This is a genomic window from Trueperaceae bacterium, assembly GCA_036381595.1.
Classification (GTDB): Bacteria; Deinococcota; Deinococci; order Deinococcales; family Trueperaceae; genus DASVCN01.
In genome coordinates, this window is the sequence record DASVCN010000023.1 from 235,497 (window position 1) to 252,246 (window position 16,750).

At 67.6% G+C, this 16,750-nt stretch carries 16 protein-coding genes; 7 read left to right on the forward strand and 9 right to left on the reverse strand.

Translation table 11 applies throughout. From position 1 onward, the window contains the following. Positions 1 to 2 precede the first annotated feature (2 nt). Together VF168_07635 and ruvA are read left to right on the forward strand one after the other, a co-directional pair. Entirely contained in the window at positions 3 to 1,097 is a 1,095-nt protein-coding gene (locus VF168_07635) for an AI-2E family transporter (protein HEX7004042.1), read from the forward strand. Positions 1,098 to 1,235: 138 nt separating this feature from the next. Next, the gene (ruvA, locus tag VF168_07640) at positions 1,236 to 1,829 is read left to right on the forward strand and encodes a Holliday junction branch migration protein RuvA (protein ID HEX7004043.1); all 594 of its coding nucleotides are present in this window, start codon (positions 1,236 to 1,238) and stop codon (positions 1,827 to 1,829) included. 75 nt (positions 1,830 to 1,904) lie between these two features. Here ruvA and ald read toward each other — a convergent pair whose 3' ends face one another. Together ald and truB are read right to left on the reverse strand one after the other, a co-directional pair. After that, entirely contained in the window at positions 1,905 to 3,032 is a 1,128-nt protein-coding gene (gene ald / locus VF168_07645; protein ID HEX7004044.1) for an alanine dehydrogenase, read from the reverse strand. A 112-nt stretch (positions 3,033 to 3,144) separates the two neighbouring features. Beyond that, positions 3,145 to 4,086 (reverse strand): tRNA pseudouridine(55) synthase TruB, encoded by a 942-nt coding sequence (gene truB / locus VF168_07650; protein HEX7004045.1) that lies wholly within the window; start codon positions 4,084 to 4,086, stop codon positions 3,145 to 3,147. An 84-nt stretch (positions 4,087 to 4,170) separates the two neighbouring features. Between truB and VF168_07655 the strand changes: the two genes are divergently transcribed. Continuing rightward, entirely contained in the window at positions 4,171 to 6,882 is a 2,712-nt protein-coding gene (locus VF168_07655; GenBank protein HEX7004046.1) for a hypothetical protein, read from the forward strand. A gap of 221 nt (positions 6,883 to 7,103) precedes the next feature. Here the strand turns inward: VF168_07655 and VF168_07660 are convergent, their stop codons facing one another. Beyond that, positions 7,104 to 7,616, reverse strand: coding sequence for a hypothetical protein (locus VF168_07660; GenBank protein ID HEX7004047.1), 513 nt, complete (start codon positions 7,614 to 7,616; stop codon positions 7,104 to 7,106). Positions 7,617 to 7,688: 72 nt separating this feature from the next. After that, on the reverse strand, positions 7,689 to 9,329 hold the full coding sequence (locus VF168_07665) for a tetratricopeptide repeat protein (GenBank protein ID HEX7004048.1): 1,641 nt from the start codon (positions 9,327 to 9,329) through the stop codon (positions 7,689 to 7,691). 255 nt (positions 9,330 to 9,584) lie between these two features. Here VF168_07665 and VF168_07670 point away from each other — a divergent pair, with 255 nt between their 5' ends. The 3 genes from VF168_07670 to VF168_07680 are packed head-to-tail and all read left to right on the forward strand — an operon-like array spanning position 9,585 to position 12,079. Beyond that, entirely contained in the window at positions 9,585 to 10,001 is a 417-nt protein-coding gene (locus VF168_07670; protein ID HEX7004049.1) for a hypothetical protein, read from the forward strand. After that, the gene (locus tag VF168_07675; protein HEX7004050.1) at positions 9,998 to 10,666 is read left to right on the forward strand and encodes a response regulator transcription factor; all 669 of its coding nucleotides are present in this window, start codon (positions 9,998 to 10,000) and stop codon (positions 10,664 to 10,666) included. The genes VF168_07670 and VF168_07675 overlap by 4 nt, the downstream gene beginning before the upstream one ends. 54 nt (positions 10,667 to 10,720) lie before the next feature. Beyond that, positions 10,721 to 12,079 (forward strand): HAMP domain-containing sensor histidine kinase, encoded by a 1,359-nt coding sequence (locus VF168_07680; GenBank protein ID HEX7004051.1) that lies wholly within the window; start codon positions 10,721 to 10,723, stop codon positions 12,077 to 12,079. Positions 12,080 to 12,248: 169 nt separating this feature from the next. Here the strand turns inward: VF168_07680 and dcd are convergent, their stop codons facing one another. Next, the gene (gene dcd / locus VF168_07685) at positions 12,249 to 12,797 is read right to left on the reverse strand and encodes a dCTP deaminase (protein HEX7004052.1); all 549 of its coding nucleotides are present in this window, start codon (positions 12,795 to 12,797) and stop codon (positions 12,249 to 12,251) included. 69 nt (positions 12,798 to 12,866) lie between these two features. Between dcd and VF168_07690 the strand changes: the two genes are divergently transcribed. Then, positions 12,867 to 13,640, forward strand: a complete 774-nt coding sequence (locus VF168_07690; GenBank protein HEX7004053.1) for a type III pantothenate kinase — start codon at positions 12,867 to 12,869, stop codon at positions 13,638 to 13,640. A 115-nt stretch (positions 13,641 to 13,755) separates the two neighbouring features. On the opposite strand, the gene VF168_07695 is transcribed toward VF168_07690, so the two are convergent. The 4 genes from VF168_07695 to phnC form a co-directional block, all read right to left on the reverse strand. Next, complete coding sequence (locus tag VF168_07695; protein ID HEX7004054.1) at positions 13,756 to 14,220, reverse strand: hypothetical protein; 465 nt, start codon at positions 14,218 to 14,220, stop codon at positions 13,756 to 13,758. Between the two features lie 103 nt (positions 14,221 to 14,323). Then, positions 14,324 to 15,139: a phosphonate ABC transporter, permease protein PhnE gene (phnE, locus tag VF168_07700; GenBank protein HEX7004055.1), complete on the reverse strand. Its 816-nt coding sequence runs from the start codon at positions 15,137 to 15,139 to the stop codon at positions 14,324 to 14,326. Then, entirely contained in the window at positions 15,139 to 15,918 is a 780-nt protein-coding gene (phnE, locus tag VF168_07705; protein HEX7004056.1) for a phosphonate ABC transporter, permease protein PhnE, read from the reverse strand. Before phnE (VF168_07705) ends, phnE (VF168_07700) begins: the two co-directional genes overlap by 1 nt. Then, complete coding sequence (gene phnC / locus VF168_07710) at positions 15,905 to 16,675, reverse strand: phosphonate ABC transporter ATP-binding protein (GenBank protein HEX7004057.1); 771 nt, start codon at positions 16,673 to 16,675, stop codon at positions 15,905 to 15,907. The genes phnE (VF168_07705) and phnC overlap by 14 nt, the downstream gene beginning before the upstream one ends. Positions 16,676 to 16,750 lie beyond the last annotated feature (75 nt).

A 16,750-nucleotide genomic window follows, 5' to 3' on the forward strand; every position in this document is an offset into this window, starting at 1 on the left:
AGGTGTGGGCCGCGGCTCGCCAGGTCTGGCGGAATCCCTACGTACGCGTGGCCGTGGGCCTCATCGCCCTCTACCTCCTCTACCGCTTCCTCTACTGGTCGAGACCGGTCTGGGGAGCGGTGCTCGCCGCCTACCTCATCGCCTTCCTCCTCCACCCGCTCGTCACCTGGGCGGAGCACCGTTCGAATCGGACGGTGGGCGTACTCCTGGTCGCGTTCCTGCTGCTCGCCCTGCTAGCCGGGCTCTGGTTCCTGGGCATACAGATCGCCGCGCAGCTCTCGGTGTTCGTCGAGGAGCTTCCGGCCCTGGCCGAGGTACTGGAGGAGCTGCCCTTCATCATCGCCCGGGGCATCGACCCTGGCTTCGGCACCACCTTCCAGCAGGTCTTCCAGAACCTGACCGCTGCCGCCAGGCAGCTCATCGACGAGGTCCTCCCGTCGATCTCGGCCTTCCGCGGCGGCCTCGTCGAGAGCCTTACGGTAGTCACGAGCGGTGGGCTGCAGGTCGTCATCGTGACCGTGCTCTCCATCTACCTGGTCTATAACTTCAGGCGCTACAACCGCACGTTGCTGCAGGCCTTCCCGCCGCGGTACCGCGACGCCGCGCTGGAGATCAACGACAGGGTGAGCTACGCGGTCGGCGGGTACATCCGCGGGCAGCTCATCATCGCCGCCTGCGTGGGCGTGCTCGTCGGCGTCGGCCTCGCCATCCTGCAGATCCCGCTCGCGGCCGGTCTGGGGCTCCTCGCCGGTGTGGGGAACCTCGTCCCGTTCGTGGGCCCCCTCCTGGCCTCGGTGCCCACCTTCCTGTTCGCCCTCACCGAGAGCTGGTTCCACGCCTTCGCCGCTCTGGGCGTGCTGTTGCTCGTGAACATCGTCGACAGCAACATCCTCACGCCGATCATCTACTCTCGTACCGTCTCCCTCGCCCCGGTGACCGTACTGTTGGCGATCCTCTTCGGGTCGGTCCTCTTCGGCCTCTGGGGAGCCGTTGCCGCGGTACCGGTAGCGGTGCTCCTCACCCTGCTCTACCGCGACTACTACCTCACCAGCGCCTGGTACTGGCGGGGCAGCGAGCAGGAGGTCGAGCAGGGATAGCGGCGCTTGGGGTCCGTCGAACGGCGCGGCAGAGCGGCGCGGTCGGGCCGGATACTACAATGAGGCCATGCGACCGCGATCCTCGGCCCCCGGAGAGGGGCGTTCGGCCAGCAGCTTCCGGAACCGTCCGGCGTTACCGTGATCGCCTTCGTGGACGGGGTGGTCAGCGAGATACGCGAGGCCAGCGTCGTCGTCCAGGCCGGCCCCATGGGCTTGGAGCTGTTCGCCCCCAAACCCACGCTCGTGAACGTCTCCAAGGGCGATTCGGTCAGGCTGCACACCCACCTGGTCGTCAAGGAAGACCTGTTGGCCCTCTACGGGTTCCACCATCGCGATCTGCTCGAGCTTTTCCGCCACCTCATCGCGGTGGGCGGGATCGGCCCGAAACTCGCTCTGGCGATCCTCTCGGCGTTGCCGGCGGCGACGATAGCCAGCGCCATCCTCGCTGGCGACGCCGGCCTCCTCGCCAGCGCCCCCGGGGTAGGCAAGCGTACCGCCGAACGGATAATCCTCGAACTGGGCAACAAACTGCCCGAGTCGTTGGGTTCGCCTGCCGGCTCTCAGCGACCCCAGTCGCCGCTCACCGGGCCCGCCGAGGACGCCGTCGAAGCGCTCATCGCCCTTGGCTACCGGGAGGGTCAGGTGAAGCAGGCTGTCGCGGAGCTCGCCCTTGCGAAACCCGAGGAGAGCGCCGAGGGGCTCATCCGCAGGGCGTTGGGCAAACTGCGGTGAGCCGGTAGGGAAGTCGCGCGCCAAGCCGCCGGAAACTCTCTCGCGGCGGCCGCCCAACTGTTCCTCCGCTGTGGCTCACGCCGGCACCGGCCGCTGTTCGAGGGCCTCCCGCGGCGGGGTGAACTCCAACCCGAACGCTTCGCCCACGGCGCGGTGGGTGAGCAGACCCTGATGTGCGTTCAGGCCGCGCAGCAGGGCTTGATCGTCGCGCAGGGCTGCGATGCCCTTCGCGGCCAGCTTCAACGCGTAGGGCAGGGTCTGGTTGGAGAGCGCCTTGGTGCTCGTGTTCGGCACTGCTCCGGGCATGTTGGCGACCCCGTAATGGACCACTCCGTCCACGGTGAACGTCGGCTTGTCGTGAGTGGTGGGGTGGATAGTCTCGATGCAGCCGCCCTGGTCGACGGCCACGTCGACGATCACGCTGCCCGGCCTCATCTGGGCTAGCATCTCGCGGCGCACGAGCCGCGGCGCGCGAGCCCCGGGGATCAGCACCGCGCCGATCAGAAGGTCGGCGCGGCGGGTCATCTCGGCGATGTTGGCGACGTTGCTGGCTAGAGTCTGGATCCTCCCCCCGAACACATCGTCGAGGTACTGCAGGCGTGAGTGGCTGACGTCCAGGATGGTCACCCGGGCCCCCAGGCCGAGGGCCATCTTGGCAGCGTTCGTGCCTACCACTCCTCCGCCCAGGATAACGACCTCGCCTGCCGCTACCCCTGGCACCCCGCCCAGCAACAGGCCGCGTCCGCCAAGGAAGCGGCTCAGGTAGTGCGCCCCGACCTGCGTCGCCATTCGGCCGGCGACCTCGCTCATGGGCGTGAGCAGTGGCAGGCTGCCGTTCTCCAGCTGCACCGTCTCATAAGCCACGGCGGTGGTGCCGGCCTCGAGGAGCGCGTCGGTGAGCGCCTGGTCGGCGGCCAGGTGCAGGTAGGTGAAAAGCAGCAGGTCGTCGCGGAGGAAGTCGAACTCCGCCGGTACCGGTTCTTTGACCTTGAGGACGAGTTGCGGCGCCCACGCCTCGGCCGCGCTCTCCACGACGGTCGCTCCCTGGCTCCGGTAGTCGTCGTCGGGGAAACCGCTGCCGTCCCCGGCGCCACTCTGGACGAAGACCCGGTGGCCAGCCTCGGTGAGGGCTCTCACCGCTCCGGGGGTCGCTGCCACCCGGTATTCGTGCGTCTTCGTTTCCCTAGGAATGCCGATATCCATCGTTCCCTCTTTCTGCTCCGGGCGGTTGGCCCGCTGACTACGGTATGTGAATCCAGTCTAGTTCAGCGGGGTGCGCGCAGCGGTGGCAGAGCCCGGGTGGGACGGACAAAAGTCAGCTCTTGACCCACACCCGCAACAGTTTCATCCTGCCGGCGTCGGTTTCGGCAACCGCCACCAGCTCGCCCGCCCTGTCGACCAGCGCCGTGCGCCGCTCCAGCGGGAGGGGCAGGCGCTGACCCTTGCGCACCCGGTTGGCGTCGGCTTCGCTGAGCTCGACGCGCGGCATCGAGAGCGCCTCGATGGCCGGTAGTGGGCTCGCCTCCGGCAGAGAGTCGAGAGGAACCGCCTGGGACAGGTCGAGGCTACCTGCATGGGTCCTGAGCAGTCCGCTCAGGAAAGCGCTCGCGTCCAGCGCCGAGCCCAGGTCACGTGCGAACGAGCGGATGTAGGTCCCCGCTCTGACCTCGAGGCGGATGAGCGCGCTGGGATACTCCCCCAGCGGCTCGGGGAGCGGGGCCTCGGAACCTCCGTCGGCGGGAACCCAGCTGCCGTCGCGCTTCTCGAACGCTTTCGGGAGCAGGTCCCTGCGCTCGGCGAATGCGAGCAGGGTAACCTCGAAGTAGCCGGCCGGCCGACTTTCGAGCGTCGGTTTCTCCCCCCTGCGGGCGACCTCGTACCCCTTCACCCCGGCCCGCTTTATCGCCGAGTAGTCGGGGGGCAGCTGCGAGCTCACCTCGAGGAACGAGGGCAGCGCCGCACCGATCGTCGCGGCGTCGAGGTCGGGGGGCTCCGCGTCGTTCGTAACCGGCCCCTCGGCGTCGAGGGTAGGGGTGCTGGCGCCGAAGGAGACCCAGGCCAGGTAGCCCTTGCGGGAACCGGTGAGGAAGGGGGAGAGTTTGGTGTCGTCGCCAACGAGCAAGGGGAGAACACCGCTGGCGAGCGGGTCGAGGGTGCCGCCGTGTCCCACCTTGCGGGTACCCAGCAGGCGCCGCGCTCGCGCCACCACATCGTGTGAGGTGATGCCGAGGGGCTTGTCCACGACGTATACGGGCATCCCGGCATTCTAGTAGGTTTCGTTGCGCCTGTCCGTTCGGCCGCCCGGAAACCGGCGGCGGCTGCGGCCCGCTAGAATCTACGGGTGAGCGGCAGCCGCGTTCTCCTCGTCACGCTTCTGGTGCTGGTTCCGGGCTGCGCCCTGGCGCAGGAGTGGCGAGAGGTCGTGAGTCCCCGCACCCGCGTGCTATTCGACGACCCGGCGCTGGAGGAGTACGCCGGCTTGGTCGCCGTCCGGGCCGAGGAGGCGCTCGATGTGCTGGCGGGCCTGTTCGGGTCGGTGCCTCGGCTGACGACCATCAGGCTCGACAGCGAGACTGACCTCTACAACGCCATCGCCCCGCCCCTGCCGCGGCCTCAGGTCGTGATGCCAGCGCTCTTCCCGGCCCTACCGCAGGTCGATCTGGGGACGAGCGACCCCCTCTACGCGCTCCTGCTCCACGAACTGACCCACGTGGTCCAGCTCGGGTACCTGGAGCGACCAGCCGAACTGCCGCCTTTGCCCCAGGTGGGTCTCGTCGGGGAAGACGTCGCTCCCTTGCCGCCCGGCTGGCTCCTCGAAGGCCTGGCCGTCTGGGTAGCCGGCGAGCACGCGCCGGGCGCAGCCGTACTCGACGCACGCACGCGCGGCGTCCTGCACGCCCTCACCCTCGAGGGGGAGTGGCCGAGCCTGGAGGACGTGTCGCTGCTCAGCCATTCCGAGTGGCCGGGAGGGGAGGCCCGCTACCTGTTGGGCGGCGCCTTCGTTGCCTACATCATCGAGGAGTACGGCTGGGAGACTCTGCTCGCCAGCCTCCGTGAGGCGAACGCGGGCTGGTATCCGCTGCCGTTCGAGGCGGCCTGGCGGCGTGCCAGCGGCGAGGGGCTGGAGGAAGTCTGGGAAGCCTGGACGGACCGGGTCGAGGAAGAGGCATCGGACCGAGCGGCCGCTCTGCCTGAGCGGTTTGCCAGGGGGCTCACGGGAGCCGGTGCCGCTACCACCGTGCTGGCGGCCGACCCGTCCGGAGATCGATTGGCCTGGCGCCCCGCCGGTGGCGGACTGGTCCTATCGGAGCTCTCCAGCGACTCCCAGGGCCGGCTCGTGATCTCGAACTCCAGGCGGCTGCTGCCGCCCTTCAGAAGTCCCATCAGCCTCGACTGGCTCGGTCCCGACCGGCTCGTCTACACCAGGCTCGCCCCGGGCCCCGGCACCCGTTTCACCGATCTGTTCGAGCTCGACCTGACGTCCGGCGACGAGCGGCGCCTCAGCCATGGCGCCCGCGCCAGGTTCGCTCGCGCCGGTCCCGAAGGTTGCGTCTACTACGTCCGCGACGTCGCCGGCGAGGGTTCATCGGTGATGCGGCGATGCGCGGAGGACCCGGCCGAACGGCTCTTCCTCGCACCCGCCGGCAGGCACCTCGTCGGGCTCGACGTTAGCGACGGGGGCCGGATCGTGGTTTCACTCTGGCTGGAGGGTCAGGTGGACCTGGCGATCCTGGAGGAGGGCGAGCTGAGGGTGGTATTCGGCGACTCCACCCTGGACCTGGACCCGGCCTGGGTGGACGAGGACGAGCTGCTGTTCCGCTCCGACGCGAGCGGAGTCTTCGACATCTACGGCCTGCGCCTGGAGCCGTACGAAGCGAGGCGTCTGACGGCCGAGGTTGGTGGTGCATTCGCGCCCAGCCCGCTGAGCGACGAGGTGATCTTCGCGCGGGTCGGCGGCGAGGGTCTGGATCTGGCGACGGTACCGCTGGCGGGACGGGTGCCGGGAACGCGGCTGCAGCCTTCTGACGCCCGGACGACGCCGCCCCACGACTCCGACGACGGCTACGCCGTGCGATCGTACGATGACACTTCGCCCCACGACCCGGACGCCGGCTACCCGGTGCGACCGTACGAGCCCTGGCGTTCGCTGGCGCCCTTCGGTTGGCTGCCGCGGCTCGAGCTGGCCGGAGTGGAGCCCCTGTCGATAGGGTTGTCGGCCAGCCTCCTGGGCGAGGACCGCAGCGGCGACCATTCGTACTCCCTGACGGCCGGGTACCGTCCAGGCCTCGAGGGACCTCTCGGCGGCGCCACTTTCCACGTTCGCTACGACTACCGGCGCGTCGACGCCTTCGACCTGTTCCAGAGACCGGATCCCTGGGGGTTCGGCGTGCGGTTCGGCCTGTGGCGCCACCGGCAGCACCCGGCGGAGGCGCAGGAGGTGGTGGCCGGGGTCGGCGTCGAACTGTGGCGGCGGGCGTGGTTGGGGAGCTGGCTGACCCTGTCGCGGCTGAACGTGAGCCTCCTGCGGCTGCCCTCCTACGCCGGCCTCCAGCCCGCTGCCCGTCTCGACGTCGTCGCGACGCGGCGCTACTCCGACCTCTGGGGTTATGGGTATTCCGGTCCTCGGGCCTCGGCTCACCTGGCGTGGAGTGCAGGTTCGACCGGCGGAACAGGATCGGCCTGGCTCGAGGCGTCCCAAGTGCTGGCCCGAAGCGGTCCTCTGCCGTTCACGACCACAATCGTTCTGTCGGGCGGCTACCGTGCGCCGCCGCCGATCCCGATTCACGTCGCGCCGTGGTCTCTGTTCGGTACCGTCGCAGCGCGCGCTTCCCTGCCCGTTGGTTGGCGCTATGCCGACGGGCTGCTGGCTCTCGAGCGATTGACTGCCGAGGTGCGGCTGCATTCGGCGTTCGACGGCGCTCTAATCCCTGGAGCCGACCTGTCGCTCTGGGCCGACACGATGCTCCGCTACGGCGCTCCCGTCAGCGTAGGCGGCACGCTCGGCTTCGCGGAGGGGTGGTGGTACCGGCTCGGCCTCAGGGTACCGCTATGACTTCTGCCTACGACTCCTGCTCTATCTAGGTAGTGGGGGCGGATGTGCCTCTGAGGGTGTGGTACCAAACGAGGAAGGCCGGCGCCCCCGTGCCGGCCCTCGCTCTTTCGGTGGTTCCGCTGCCCCCGATGCAGTAACGATACCGGGTGCGCTCGGCTGTCGCTACATCCATCGGTTGGCGCCGGGAGGTGACAGTTGGTAGTTGGTTCGTGAGGGGAGGGTCAGAGACAGGCGGTCGCCCGCCGGTGCGAGAGGATGTAACCGAGCGCCGTCTGTACGCCGATGGACGGGGTCGACCTGGTGGCGTCGGCGAACGCACCCAGCGGCGGGTCGAACACGAGGGTCGAAACGCCCTGCTCGATGAGTGCACGCAGCCACTCCTCCTTGGCGCGATGATCCTCTGCCGCCACGGTGAGGAGCTCGATTCCCGGAGGTGCCGCGGCGATGAACGGTGCCGCTGCCTCCTCGCTCGTGAAGGCGAGGGCGAGCGCTTGCCCGGAGTTCTTCGCGCTGGCCGCCGGTCGACTGGAGCCCTCGGCACGGTCGTGTCGCCCGGATCCCTCGTCACGGTCCGCGGGTCGCGTGGATTCCTTCGCACCGACCGCCGGTCGCCCGGGTCCCTCGGGAGGAGGCCCGGGCACGAGCGTGGCTACGTCGAAGCCGTCGCCCACCTCGCGGCCCAGGTAGAACCAGCCTCCGTCGAGGGCGTCCCACGGATCGGTCGGCGTACTCATGCCGTCAGGATAGCGCTATGCGCCAAGCTCGGCCGTTCCGCCCGATGCTCGACGCCGCGGCGGGAGCCGGTCTCAGACGAACAGGCTTCGCAGCAGCGGGAACAGGAGTATCCCGGCCAGGAGGCCGACGTGGAGGGTGAATTGGGCAGCGAGAGTAAGTGCGCCGCTCCTCGTCGAGCGGTATACCGCCGCGAGGACCAGACCAATCGCGAGGAGCAGCAGGAGCGGGGTAGCGAAGAGAAGGGCAGAGAGGCCACCAGAGATGAGCACAGCGAAGGCGCTCCCGTAACGGTTCTCGAACGCAGTGAAGGCGAAGGGACGGAAGAAGATCTCGCTTAGCGGGAGCAGCAGCATAGCAGCGGCTACCGCCGGGGTCAGGTGGGCGAGGTCGAGGAAGTAGTCGTCCCGGAACGGGCCTTCCGGCACGTAGAGCCGGTAGGCGATGGTGGCAGCCAGCAACGCCAGACCCAGTAGTATCCCGGCCGGTACGCGTTCGCTGCCACCCAGCAGCGCCGGGCCGGGTGACCAGCCGTTGAGCGCGGTGCGACGCCAGGCGCCCACCGCGACCACCAGTGAGAAGACGACGAAGAAGATCGCCAGGGTGTCGCTGTTCTGCACCGGGGTGACGAGGGACAACAGGTTCTCGTAGCGGAAATAGCCGTAGGCGACGGCTACGGGAAGGGCGCAAAGCAGGCCGGCCCAGCCGATTCCGTAGACCTGGCCGACGCTCCAGATCCGCGGTCCTTCGCCGGTGTCCGCGCTGCTGGTCGCGCCGATGCGGCTCTCGCCCACCAGGTGAACCGCCAGCAGGAACAGCAGCAGCAGGAGCCACGGCAGGTTGCCCGAGAAGAAAGTCTCCAGTGGGTTGCCGCGCAGCATCGCTTCGCGCAAAGCCAGGCCCCCGGCCTCGTAGTCGCCCAAACCGTAGTAGACGAGCGCCAGCGCCCGCAGGTCGCGAGCCTGCCCACCTCCGCCTCGGGCCGTGCGCAGCGCCAGAGCGCGCTCCAGTTCGGTGGCCGCGGCCTCCAGGTCGCCTCCAGCCCAGTAGGTCCGGCCCAGCAGGCTAGTCACCTCGGGGTCGGCGCCGGCGGAGCGGCCGATGTACGACTGGAGCGCCGCCTGGGCTTCGTCGGCCTCGCCCATCTCGAAATAGAGCGAGGCGAGCCGAAGCAGGTAGTCGCGGTTGCCCGGCTCCAGCCTGACCGCCTCCCGGAAGTGGTCGAGAGCCTCAGTGAAGTTGCCCCGGCTCTCCTCCAGCACCCCTTCGAGGTAGGCGTGACGCGCGGCCCACGAGCTCCCCGAACCCTGGACCTTGCCAGCCGCCTCCCGAAGCACGCTCTCCGCCTCGTCGAAGCGCTTGCTGCGGATCATCAGGTCGGCGAGGAGGAGGAGCGGTTCAGGGCTATCCGTCTGGCGCCGTGCCTGCTGAAGGTTCGATTCGGCGGCCGCGAGGTTACCGAGCGCGAGTTCGATCCGACCGAGGGCGAGGCGCGCCTGTGCCAGGTCGGGATCGCTGGCAAGGGCGTTAAGGCAGCTCTGCCTGGCGGTCTCGAAATCACCGCCCCTTTCGAACTCGAGGCAGTTCTGCAGGTAACGGTTGGCGTCGAACAGCTGGGCATCCGCGCTGTTGGGCAGCAAGAAGAGCAGGACCAGCAGTGGAAGCAGCCAGTATCGAAAGTGGGGGCGTGTGAGGCAGGGGGGCAGTAGGAGCATATCGTCCTCGGGGTGTCGGCTCGTCGCTCCGGTTCCGGAGGTCAGGCGCTGTTCCTGTCGCGTGCCGAGTAGTCCTCACATTATTTAGAGAAGCCGCTCCCGACAGTGGTTAGGTCGTTCACTTGCGTGGCTGCGCGTGGCTGGAGGTGCTGTGCGCGCCAGCGGGAGGGGCTTCGGCTCCATGAAGATTCCTTAAGACAAACGGTCTTCGGGCTAATGGTGCCGCTGCTACCATCGGTTCATGAACGTCGTCACATGTCCGCCGAGGGTGGCTCGGTGAGCGACCTGCTCTTCTGGTTCCTCGTCAGTCAGACGATCCCCGGGCTCCCTCAGATGCCGCCCGGAACGGAGGTCCGTCTCGTGTCCCGTGATCTTCTGACCGTATACGGCAGCGCCCGGGTAGAGGATGGTCGCCTCCAGTTCACCAGCGCGATGCGAGCGGGCCAGGAGTTGCGGCTACTGGTCTTCCCTCCCGACGTCAGCGACCAGGAGCGCGCGCAAGCGCTCTCCGGCGCCCAGGCGATCCCGGGTCGCGTGAGCGATGACGGCCACGACATCCTGGTGGAGTTCCCCCAGCTCGAAGGTCCCCTTTCGTTGCGGAAGTGGTTGGCGCAAGAACGCGACATCCTGCTGATCATGCCCGTCCCCAGCGGGGACAGGAGGGCTCCATGAACAAGAAGCACATCCTGATCGTTGAAGACGATCACGATATAAACAGGTTCCTCACGCTCGAGCTTGAAGACGCAGGTTTCCAGGTGAGCAGTTACGAGAGCGGCATCCGGGGTCTCTCGGCCGTTCGGGAAGACTCGCCCGACCTGGTGGTACTCGACCTCGGCCTGCCCGACCTGAACGGGGCAGAGATAGCCAGGCGCATCAGGCACACCGACGACACTCCGATAATCATCCTCACCGCTGCCGACGACGTGGGCACCAAAGTGGAGATGCTCAACGCCGGCGCCGACGACTACCTGGCCAAACCGTTCCACAGCGACGAGCTGATCGCCCGCATCAACGTCCAGCTGCGCAAGCGCAACGGTGCGATGGCCCGCAAGGTGGGCGAGATGACGCTCGATGCCACCCGTCGGCAGGCGTTCTGGGGCGAGGAGGAGATCCGCCTCTCCCCGCGGGAGTTCGACCTGCTGCTCTACCTCTGCTCCCAGCCCGGCCGCGTCTACAGTCGTCAGGAGATCGAAGCGAACGTATGGGGCGAGGAGCTCCCTCCCTCTTCCAACGTCGTCGACGTGCATATCGCAAACATCCGAAGCAAACTCCGGGAGGCGGGAGGTTACGGTGTCATACGGACGGTACGTGGAGTGGGCTACGCGATAAAGGGCTAGCCTGCTAGTTTGGGGCGGTGATCCCCATCGAGGGCAGTCGCGCAGGAGACCAGGATGAAGCGGTCATCGCCTAGAGGAGGCTCGCGTGGCGGCCTCACGAGACTGCCCCTGCGTTGGCGTGTCGCCGCGCTCGCGGGGATCACTATCGCGCTCCTGGCCGTCCTGGCCTCCCTGACGGCGTTCTGGGTCGTGCGACGCAGTCTCATCGGCGATCTCCAGGAGTCGCTGCGGGAGGACGTCCAGAACGTTGCCGCCCTCTACGCGCAGGGTGGACCGGGCGCAGCGGGCGCCTCGCTGGCCGGACCGACCGGCGGAGTCATCGTCCAGCTCTACGACCGGCAGGGCGCTCTTCTCGCTGCGTCGACCTCGGAGTTCGAGAGCGCCGATGCCATTCTGCCCCAGCCGGCGGTACTCATCGAGTCGGGGGTTCGCGACTGGGCCGGAGACCTGGCGGGCCGGCAGGTGCGAGCCGCGATAGCTCCGTTCGAGTTCGGCAGCGCCGTCGTCATCGCCGAGACCTCGTTCATCGCCCGAGCGCTGGGCCAACTGGGTCGCGCGCTCTTCGTCACCGCGCTGGCTCTGGTGCTGATCAGCGCTCTGGCCGCCTACCTCCTGGCCGCAGCTGCCATACGGCCGATCCGCCATCTGGCCCGGCAGGCGGCCAGGTTGGGTCCTGAGCGGCTCGAGCCCATCCGGTACTCGGGGCCGGCCGATGAACTCGGCCTCCTCGCCGGAGCGTTGAACGGGCTCATCGGTCGGCTCAAGGAGTCGCTAGATGCCCAGCGGCAGTTCCTGGCCGAAACGAGCCACGAACTCCGTACTCCACTCACCAGCCTCCAGGGGTACCTGGATCGAGCCTCCAGGAGGGCCTCTCCGGAAGTCGCCCGGGAACTGGCCGACGCACGCCGCATCTCCTACGCCATGTCGCGCCTCATCCGCGATCTCCTCCAGCTGTCACGCGGCGAACTGGTGCAAGATCTCGTGCCTCACCTGGTCGACGCCTACAGCGATGTGCTGAGCCCCATCGCGGAGGAGTTCCCGGGCGTGCGGGTGGAGGGGCGGGAGGGAGAGGCGATGCTGCTGGGCGACCCCGAGAGGTTGCGACAGTTGATCCGCAACCTCACGGCCAACGCAGTGCGAGCAGCGGGTTCGACCGCAGGAGTCACGCTCCTGCTCGAGCCGGGCGCCGGTGTAGTGGAACTGGTGGTCAGAGACACCGGTCCGGGAGTGCCGGAAGAAGTGCGGGAGAGGATCTTCGAGAAGTTCTACAAGGGCCAGGGGGGCGGCACCGGCCTGGGCCTGGCCATCGCGCGGCAGATCGCTGAACTCCATACCGGCTCGATCCGGGTGGAAGGCGCTCCCGGCAGGACCGAGTTCCGGGTCCGGCTGCCCACCGCGGACGTTCCCGACTGAACGCCAGCAGTCCCAGCAGGCGTCCCAGCAGCCGTCCAGCAGAAGTTCCAGCAGGAGTCTCAGCAGAATTCCCAGCAGAACTCCCAGCAGAGGTCCAGCGAGGCCGCGGCAGGAGCCCCAGCGTGGGCCCAGCAGGAGCCCCGACCGGAACCCGGGTAGCAGCCCCCGCCTAGAGCCTGGGCAGCGTCACGCCCCTCTGCCCCTGATACTTGCCCTTCCGGTCGGCGTAGGTCGTCTCGGGCCGCTCACCCTTGAAGAAGAGGAGCTGGACGATGCCCTCGTTGGCGTACACTTTCGCCGGCAGCGGAGTCGTATTGGACAGTTCCAGCGTCACATGGCCCTCCCAGCCCGGTTCCAGCGGAGTCACGTTCGCTACGATGCCGCATCGCGCATACGAGCTCTTGCCGAGGGCGACGACCATTACGTCCTCGGGGATCCTCAGATACTCGATAGATCGCGTGAGGACGAACGAGTTGGGCGGGATGATGCACGTCTCCCCGTGGGCCTCGACCAACGAGTCGGTGTTGAAGTTCTTAGGGTCGACGACGGTATTGAAGGCGTTCACGAAGATGCGCCAATCGGCGGCGGCGCGCAGGTCGTAACCGAAGCTCGACACGCCGTAGGAGATGACGCCCTCGCGCATCAGGCCATCGCTGAACGGCTCGATCATGCCTTTCCTGGCCTGCTCGCGGATCCACCGGTCGGACTGGATGGTCATGTGCGCAAGTCTACCAACCGGTCGCAACGGGCTGGCGGGGGGTCGGCGAAGCCCCGGTATAGTTGCCTCATGCTGCTCGCCGTCGACGTCGGCAACACCTCTACCGTGATGGGCCTGTACGACGGTCAGAGGCTGGTTGCTCACTGGCGGGTGGCCACCAATCGCGCGCGGATGGCCGACCAGTACGCGGTCTTCCTCAAGAGCCTGCTGGAGTTGGAGGATCTGCCGCCTCCCGCGCGGGCCGTCATCTCCTCGGTGGCGCCGCCGGTGGAACGGGAACTGAGTGCGGCGCTGAGGCGCTACTGGCGTGTGGAGAGCGCTCTCGTGACGAGCAGCAGCCTGGAAGGCCTGCTCAGCGTAGAGACCGACAACCCCAGGGAGGTCGGGGCCGACCGGTTGGTGAACGCCGTCGCTGCTCTCGGGCACGGCGCCGACGCCTATATCATCGTCGACTTCGGCACCGCCACGAACTTCGATCTGGTGGTCAGGCCGAACAGGCTCCTCGGCGTAGCGCTCGCACCCGGCCCGCTGGTGGCGGCAGAGGCACTCTTCTCGCGGGCCGCCAAACTGCCGCGGGTGGAGCTGGTGGCTCCGCCGGCGGCGGTGGGCAAGAACACGGTGACCGCGCTGCAGTCCGGCCTGGTCTTCGGCTACGCCGAGATGGTCGACGGCATGGTCGAGAGGATCAAGCTGGAGATCGAACCGGAGTTCGAAGAGATCCTCGTGATCGCGACCGGTGGCTTCGCCGACGTCGTCGAGGGCCACTGCCGCGAGGTCGACCTGTTCGAACCGATGCTCACCTTGCAGGGCTTACGCAAGATAGCGGATCAGCTGGGGTTGTAGCAGTTGCGACCAGCTCGGTGAGCGCACAGGCGCGCCGGGCCGTTCGCGAGTCGCGCCGAGGCGAAGAGAAGGGCGGCCCGACCAGCGGACCGCCCGACTTCGATATCCGATCGGGTCAGAAGTAGTAGTTGAAACCTACCGCTCCACCGAAGGTGGGTATCTGGCTCGCGCGACCGATGCCGATGGCGCCGCCCAACGAGAACTCGGCGAAGACGCTGAGCTCTTCGAGGTCGAGGTCGGAGAGGAAGAACTCGCCGCCCGCGAGGCCGTGGACCTCGAAGAGGGCACCGGCGCCGCCGAACTCGATGGCCGGGCCGCCGCCCAGGTAGACGCGGAAGGGGGGTTCGACGTGAACGGTCTCGAGCACATCGAAGCCCACGCCGAAGTCAACGTCCCCGCCACGCACCCGAAGGTTGGCGCTGACGCGGCCATCGGTGCTGTCAGAGAACATGTCCGAGATACCGTAGTGAACGGTCACGCCCAGCGGGTAGCCGGTCCTGAGGCCGACCCAGTTCTGGGCTTGTGCCGAGCCGAGAACGAGCACCAGCAGGGCGAGAGGAATGACGCGTCGCAACAACATTTTCGTCCTCCTTAGATGAACGTACCTCCGGCAGTCTAGCCAGACGCAATATGTGGCAAACGTGAGATTCACCCCGAATAGGTCGGGCGCCCACGGCCGCCGGTCAGACGAGCCGTCTGCGGATCCGGGCGCTCACCGCGTCGACCACTATGATCACCACGACGATGACGATCAGTATCATCGAGACCTGCTCCCAACGACGGAACTGGATCCGTTGGATGAGCGGCAATCCTATGCCGCCGGCCCCGACCAGGCCGAGGACGGTAGCCGCGCGCAGATTGATCTCGAAGCGGTAGAGCGCGGTCGAGGCGAACTCGGGCAGCACCTGCGGCACCACCGAGTAGAAGAAGACGTGTAGCGGGGTGCCGCCCGTAGCCCTGATCGCTTCACTGGGCCCCGGGTCTATCGACTCGATGACGTCGGCGAAGATCTTGCCCAGGAAGCCGATCGAATGGATCCCCATGGCCATGATCCCGGCGGTGGGACCGGGACCGGCCGCTACGACGAAGATGACGGCCAGGACGATCTCGGGGAAGGTGCGGATGGCCACCAGCAGCGTCTTGCCGGGCGCCGAGGGGAGGGTGCCGCCCATGAGGTTGGCGGCCGCCAGGAAGGAGACCGGGAAGGCCAGGATCGCGCCGATGGTAGTGCCGATGACGGCCATGAAGAAGGTCTCTGCCATGGCGCTCATCGCCAGCGGAGCGGTCTCGAGGTGGGGGTTGACGAAGCTCTGGAGCACGCGAACTACGTTGTTGGCCAGGCCGCGCGATACCCGTTCCCAGCTGGGCAGGTTGAGGGTAAGCAGGCAGAGGATGGTGAGGCCAAGTATCCCTGCCACGATCAGGTACTGCGTCACGAGGCTGCGACGGGCGTGCGGGGGAAGTGGCGGAACAGCTGCGAGACGTTCCCGGGTGGCCATCAGAGGAGCCTCGAGCGGAGGTAGACCGAAGCAGCGTCGATGAGGAGCACTACGGCGAAGATGACGATGATCAGGACCGCCAGGCCACCGTAGTCGAAGCGGCTCATGTACACGTTGAGCAACTGCCCAACCCCGCCTGCGCCCACGAAACCGAGCACCGTCGAGGCGCGCACGTTGATCTCGAAGACGTAGAGGACGTAGGAGGTCATGGTCGCGCCGATCTGGGGTAGCACGGCGTAGACGATCACGCGATTGCGACCCGCTCCCGTGGCCCGCAGCGCCTCCAACGGGCCCGGGTCGACCGCCTCCACCGTCTCCGAGGCCAGCTTGGCGAGGACCGCCATAGTGAAGATCGTCAGGGCCACGACTCCGGGCAGCGGCCCTATCGCCAGGATCGGCGCCAGGATGGCCGCGTAGAGGAGGTCGGGGATGCTGCGGATGAGCGTGAGGATGCCGCGGGCGGTCCACATAACCGGGGCGTTCGGAGCGGTGTTGAACGAGGCGAGGAATATCAGCGGGGCAGCCAGGAGGGTGCCGAAGACGGTCCCCAGGTAGGCGATCTGCAGCGTCTCTACGAGCGGAGCCCAGATCTCGTCGAGGGCTCGCCAGTCGGGCGCCAGGTTGAGGAAGAAGGCGAAGAAGTCGTTCGCCCCCGTCCACAGGTCCTCGAACGCGAACTCCGTCTGCCAGGCCGAAACCCATAGCAGAGCGACGAAGATCGCAACGGTCGCCAGCATCCGGAAGCGCTGAGCGGTCCTGTTCGCCTCAGGCAGCGCCACGTAGGTCCTTCTCGGCGTCGATGGCGCGTCCGTAGATCCGTTCGAACACTTCGTCGGTCGCCTCTTCGGGAGTGCCGTCGAAGACCACCTCGCCGGCGTTCATGCCCACGATCCTGTCGGCGTATTCGCGAGCCATGTCGATGAAGTGGAGGTTGACGAGGGTGGTGATCCCATCCTCGCGCGAGATCCGCCTGAGGTCCTGCATGACGGCGTGCGAGGTGGGCGGGTCGAGCGACGCGACTGGCTCGTCGGCGAGCATGATCGACGGTTCCTGGGAGAGGGCGCGCGCGATGCCGACCCGCTGCTGCTGGCCACCCGAGAGAGCGTCCGCGCGCACGAACGCCTTCTCGGGGATCCCCACCCTACGCAACGACTCGTGCGCCAGGGCGACGTCCTCCTTCGAGAAGATGCCTAGGAGGCTGAGGAGCGCGTTGTTGTCGCCCAACCGGCCGGCGAGGACGTTGCGGATCACCGTGCTTCGCTTGACCAGGTTGAAGGTCTGGAAGATCATGCCTATCTGCGAGCGAAGCCGCCGCAGTTCGGCACCTTTCGCCTGGGTCACCGAGCGACCGTCGATCCGTACCTCGCCGGATACCGGCACCACCAGGTTGTTGACGGTGCGGATCAGGGTCGACTTGCCGGCCCCGGAGAGGCCGACGATTACGACGAACTGTCCGTTGGGGATCTGCAGGTTGACCCCTTTGAGCGCCCTGAGCCCGTTGGGGTAAACGACTTCTACGTCGTGGAATTCGATCATCGCGTTACCGAGTCTAGCCCATCACCCAAGTAGCCGCCCAATCCGCGCTTTGGCTGCCTGCCCCACTGTCCGCTG

Excerpts from the sequence above, each read along its gene's own strand:
- VF168_07695 (HEX7004054.1), bottom strand. The coding sequence starts at position 14,220 with ATGTTGTTGCGACGCGTCATTCCTCTCGCCCTGCTGGTGCTCGTTCTC.
- VF168_07690 (HEX7004053.1), top strand. The coding sequence starts at position 12,867 with ATGCTGCTCGCCGTCGACGTCGGCAACACCTCTACCGTGATGGGCCTG.
- ald (HEX7004044.1), bottom strand. The coding sequence starts at position 3,032 with ATGGATATCGGCATTCCTAGGGAAACGAAGACGCACGAATACCGGGTG.
- VF168_07665 (HEX7004048.1), bottom strand. The coding sequence starts at position 9,329 with ATGCTCCTACTGCCCCCCTGCCTCACACGCCCCCACTTTCGATACTGG.
- VF168_07660 (HEX7004047.1), bottom strand. The coding sequence starts at position 7,616 with ATGAGTACGCCGACCGATCCGTGGGACGCCCTCGACGGAGGCTGGTTC.
- VF168_07680 (HEX7004051.1), top strand. The coding sequence starts at position 10,721 with ATGAAGCGGTCATCGCCTAGAGGAGGCTCGCGTGGCGGCCTCACGAGA.
- VF168_07675 (HEX7004050.1), top strand. The coding sequence starts at position 9,998 with ATGAACAAGAAGCACATCCTGATCGTTGAAGACGATCACGATATAAAC.
- phnE (HEX7004055.1), bottom strand. The coding sequence starts at position 15,139 with ATGGCCACCCGGGAACGTCTCGCAGCTGTTCCGCCACTTCCCCCGCAC.
- truB (HEX7004045.1), bottom strand. The coding sequence starts at position 4,086 with ATGCCCGTATACGTCGTGGACAAGCCCCTCGGCATCACCTCACACGAT.
- phnC (HEX7004057.1), bottom strand. The coding sequence starts at position 16,675 with ATGATCGAATTCCACGACGTAGAAGTCGTTTACCCCAACGGGCTCAGG.
- dcd (HEX7004052.1), bottom strand. The coding sequence starts at position 12,797 with ATGACCATCCAGTCCGACCGGTGGATCCGCGAGCAGGCCAGGAAAGGC.
- VF168_07670 (HEX7004049.1), top strand. The coding sequence starts at position 9,585 with ATGTCCGCCGAGGGTGGCTCGGTGAGCGACCTGCTCTTCTGGTTCCTC.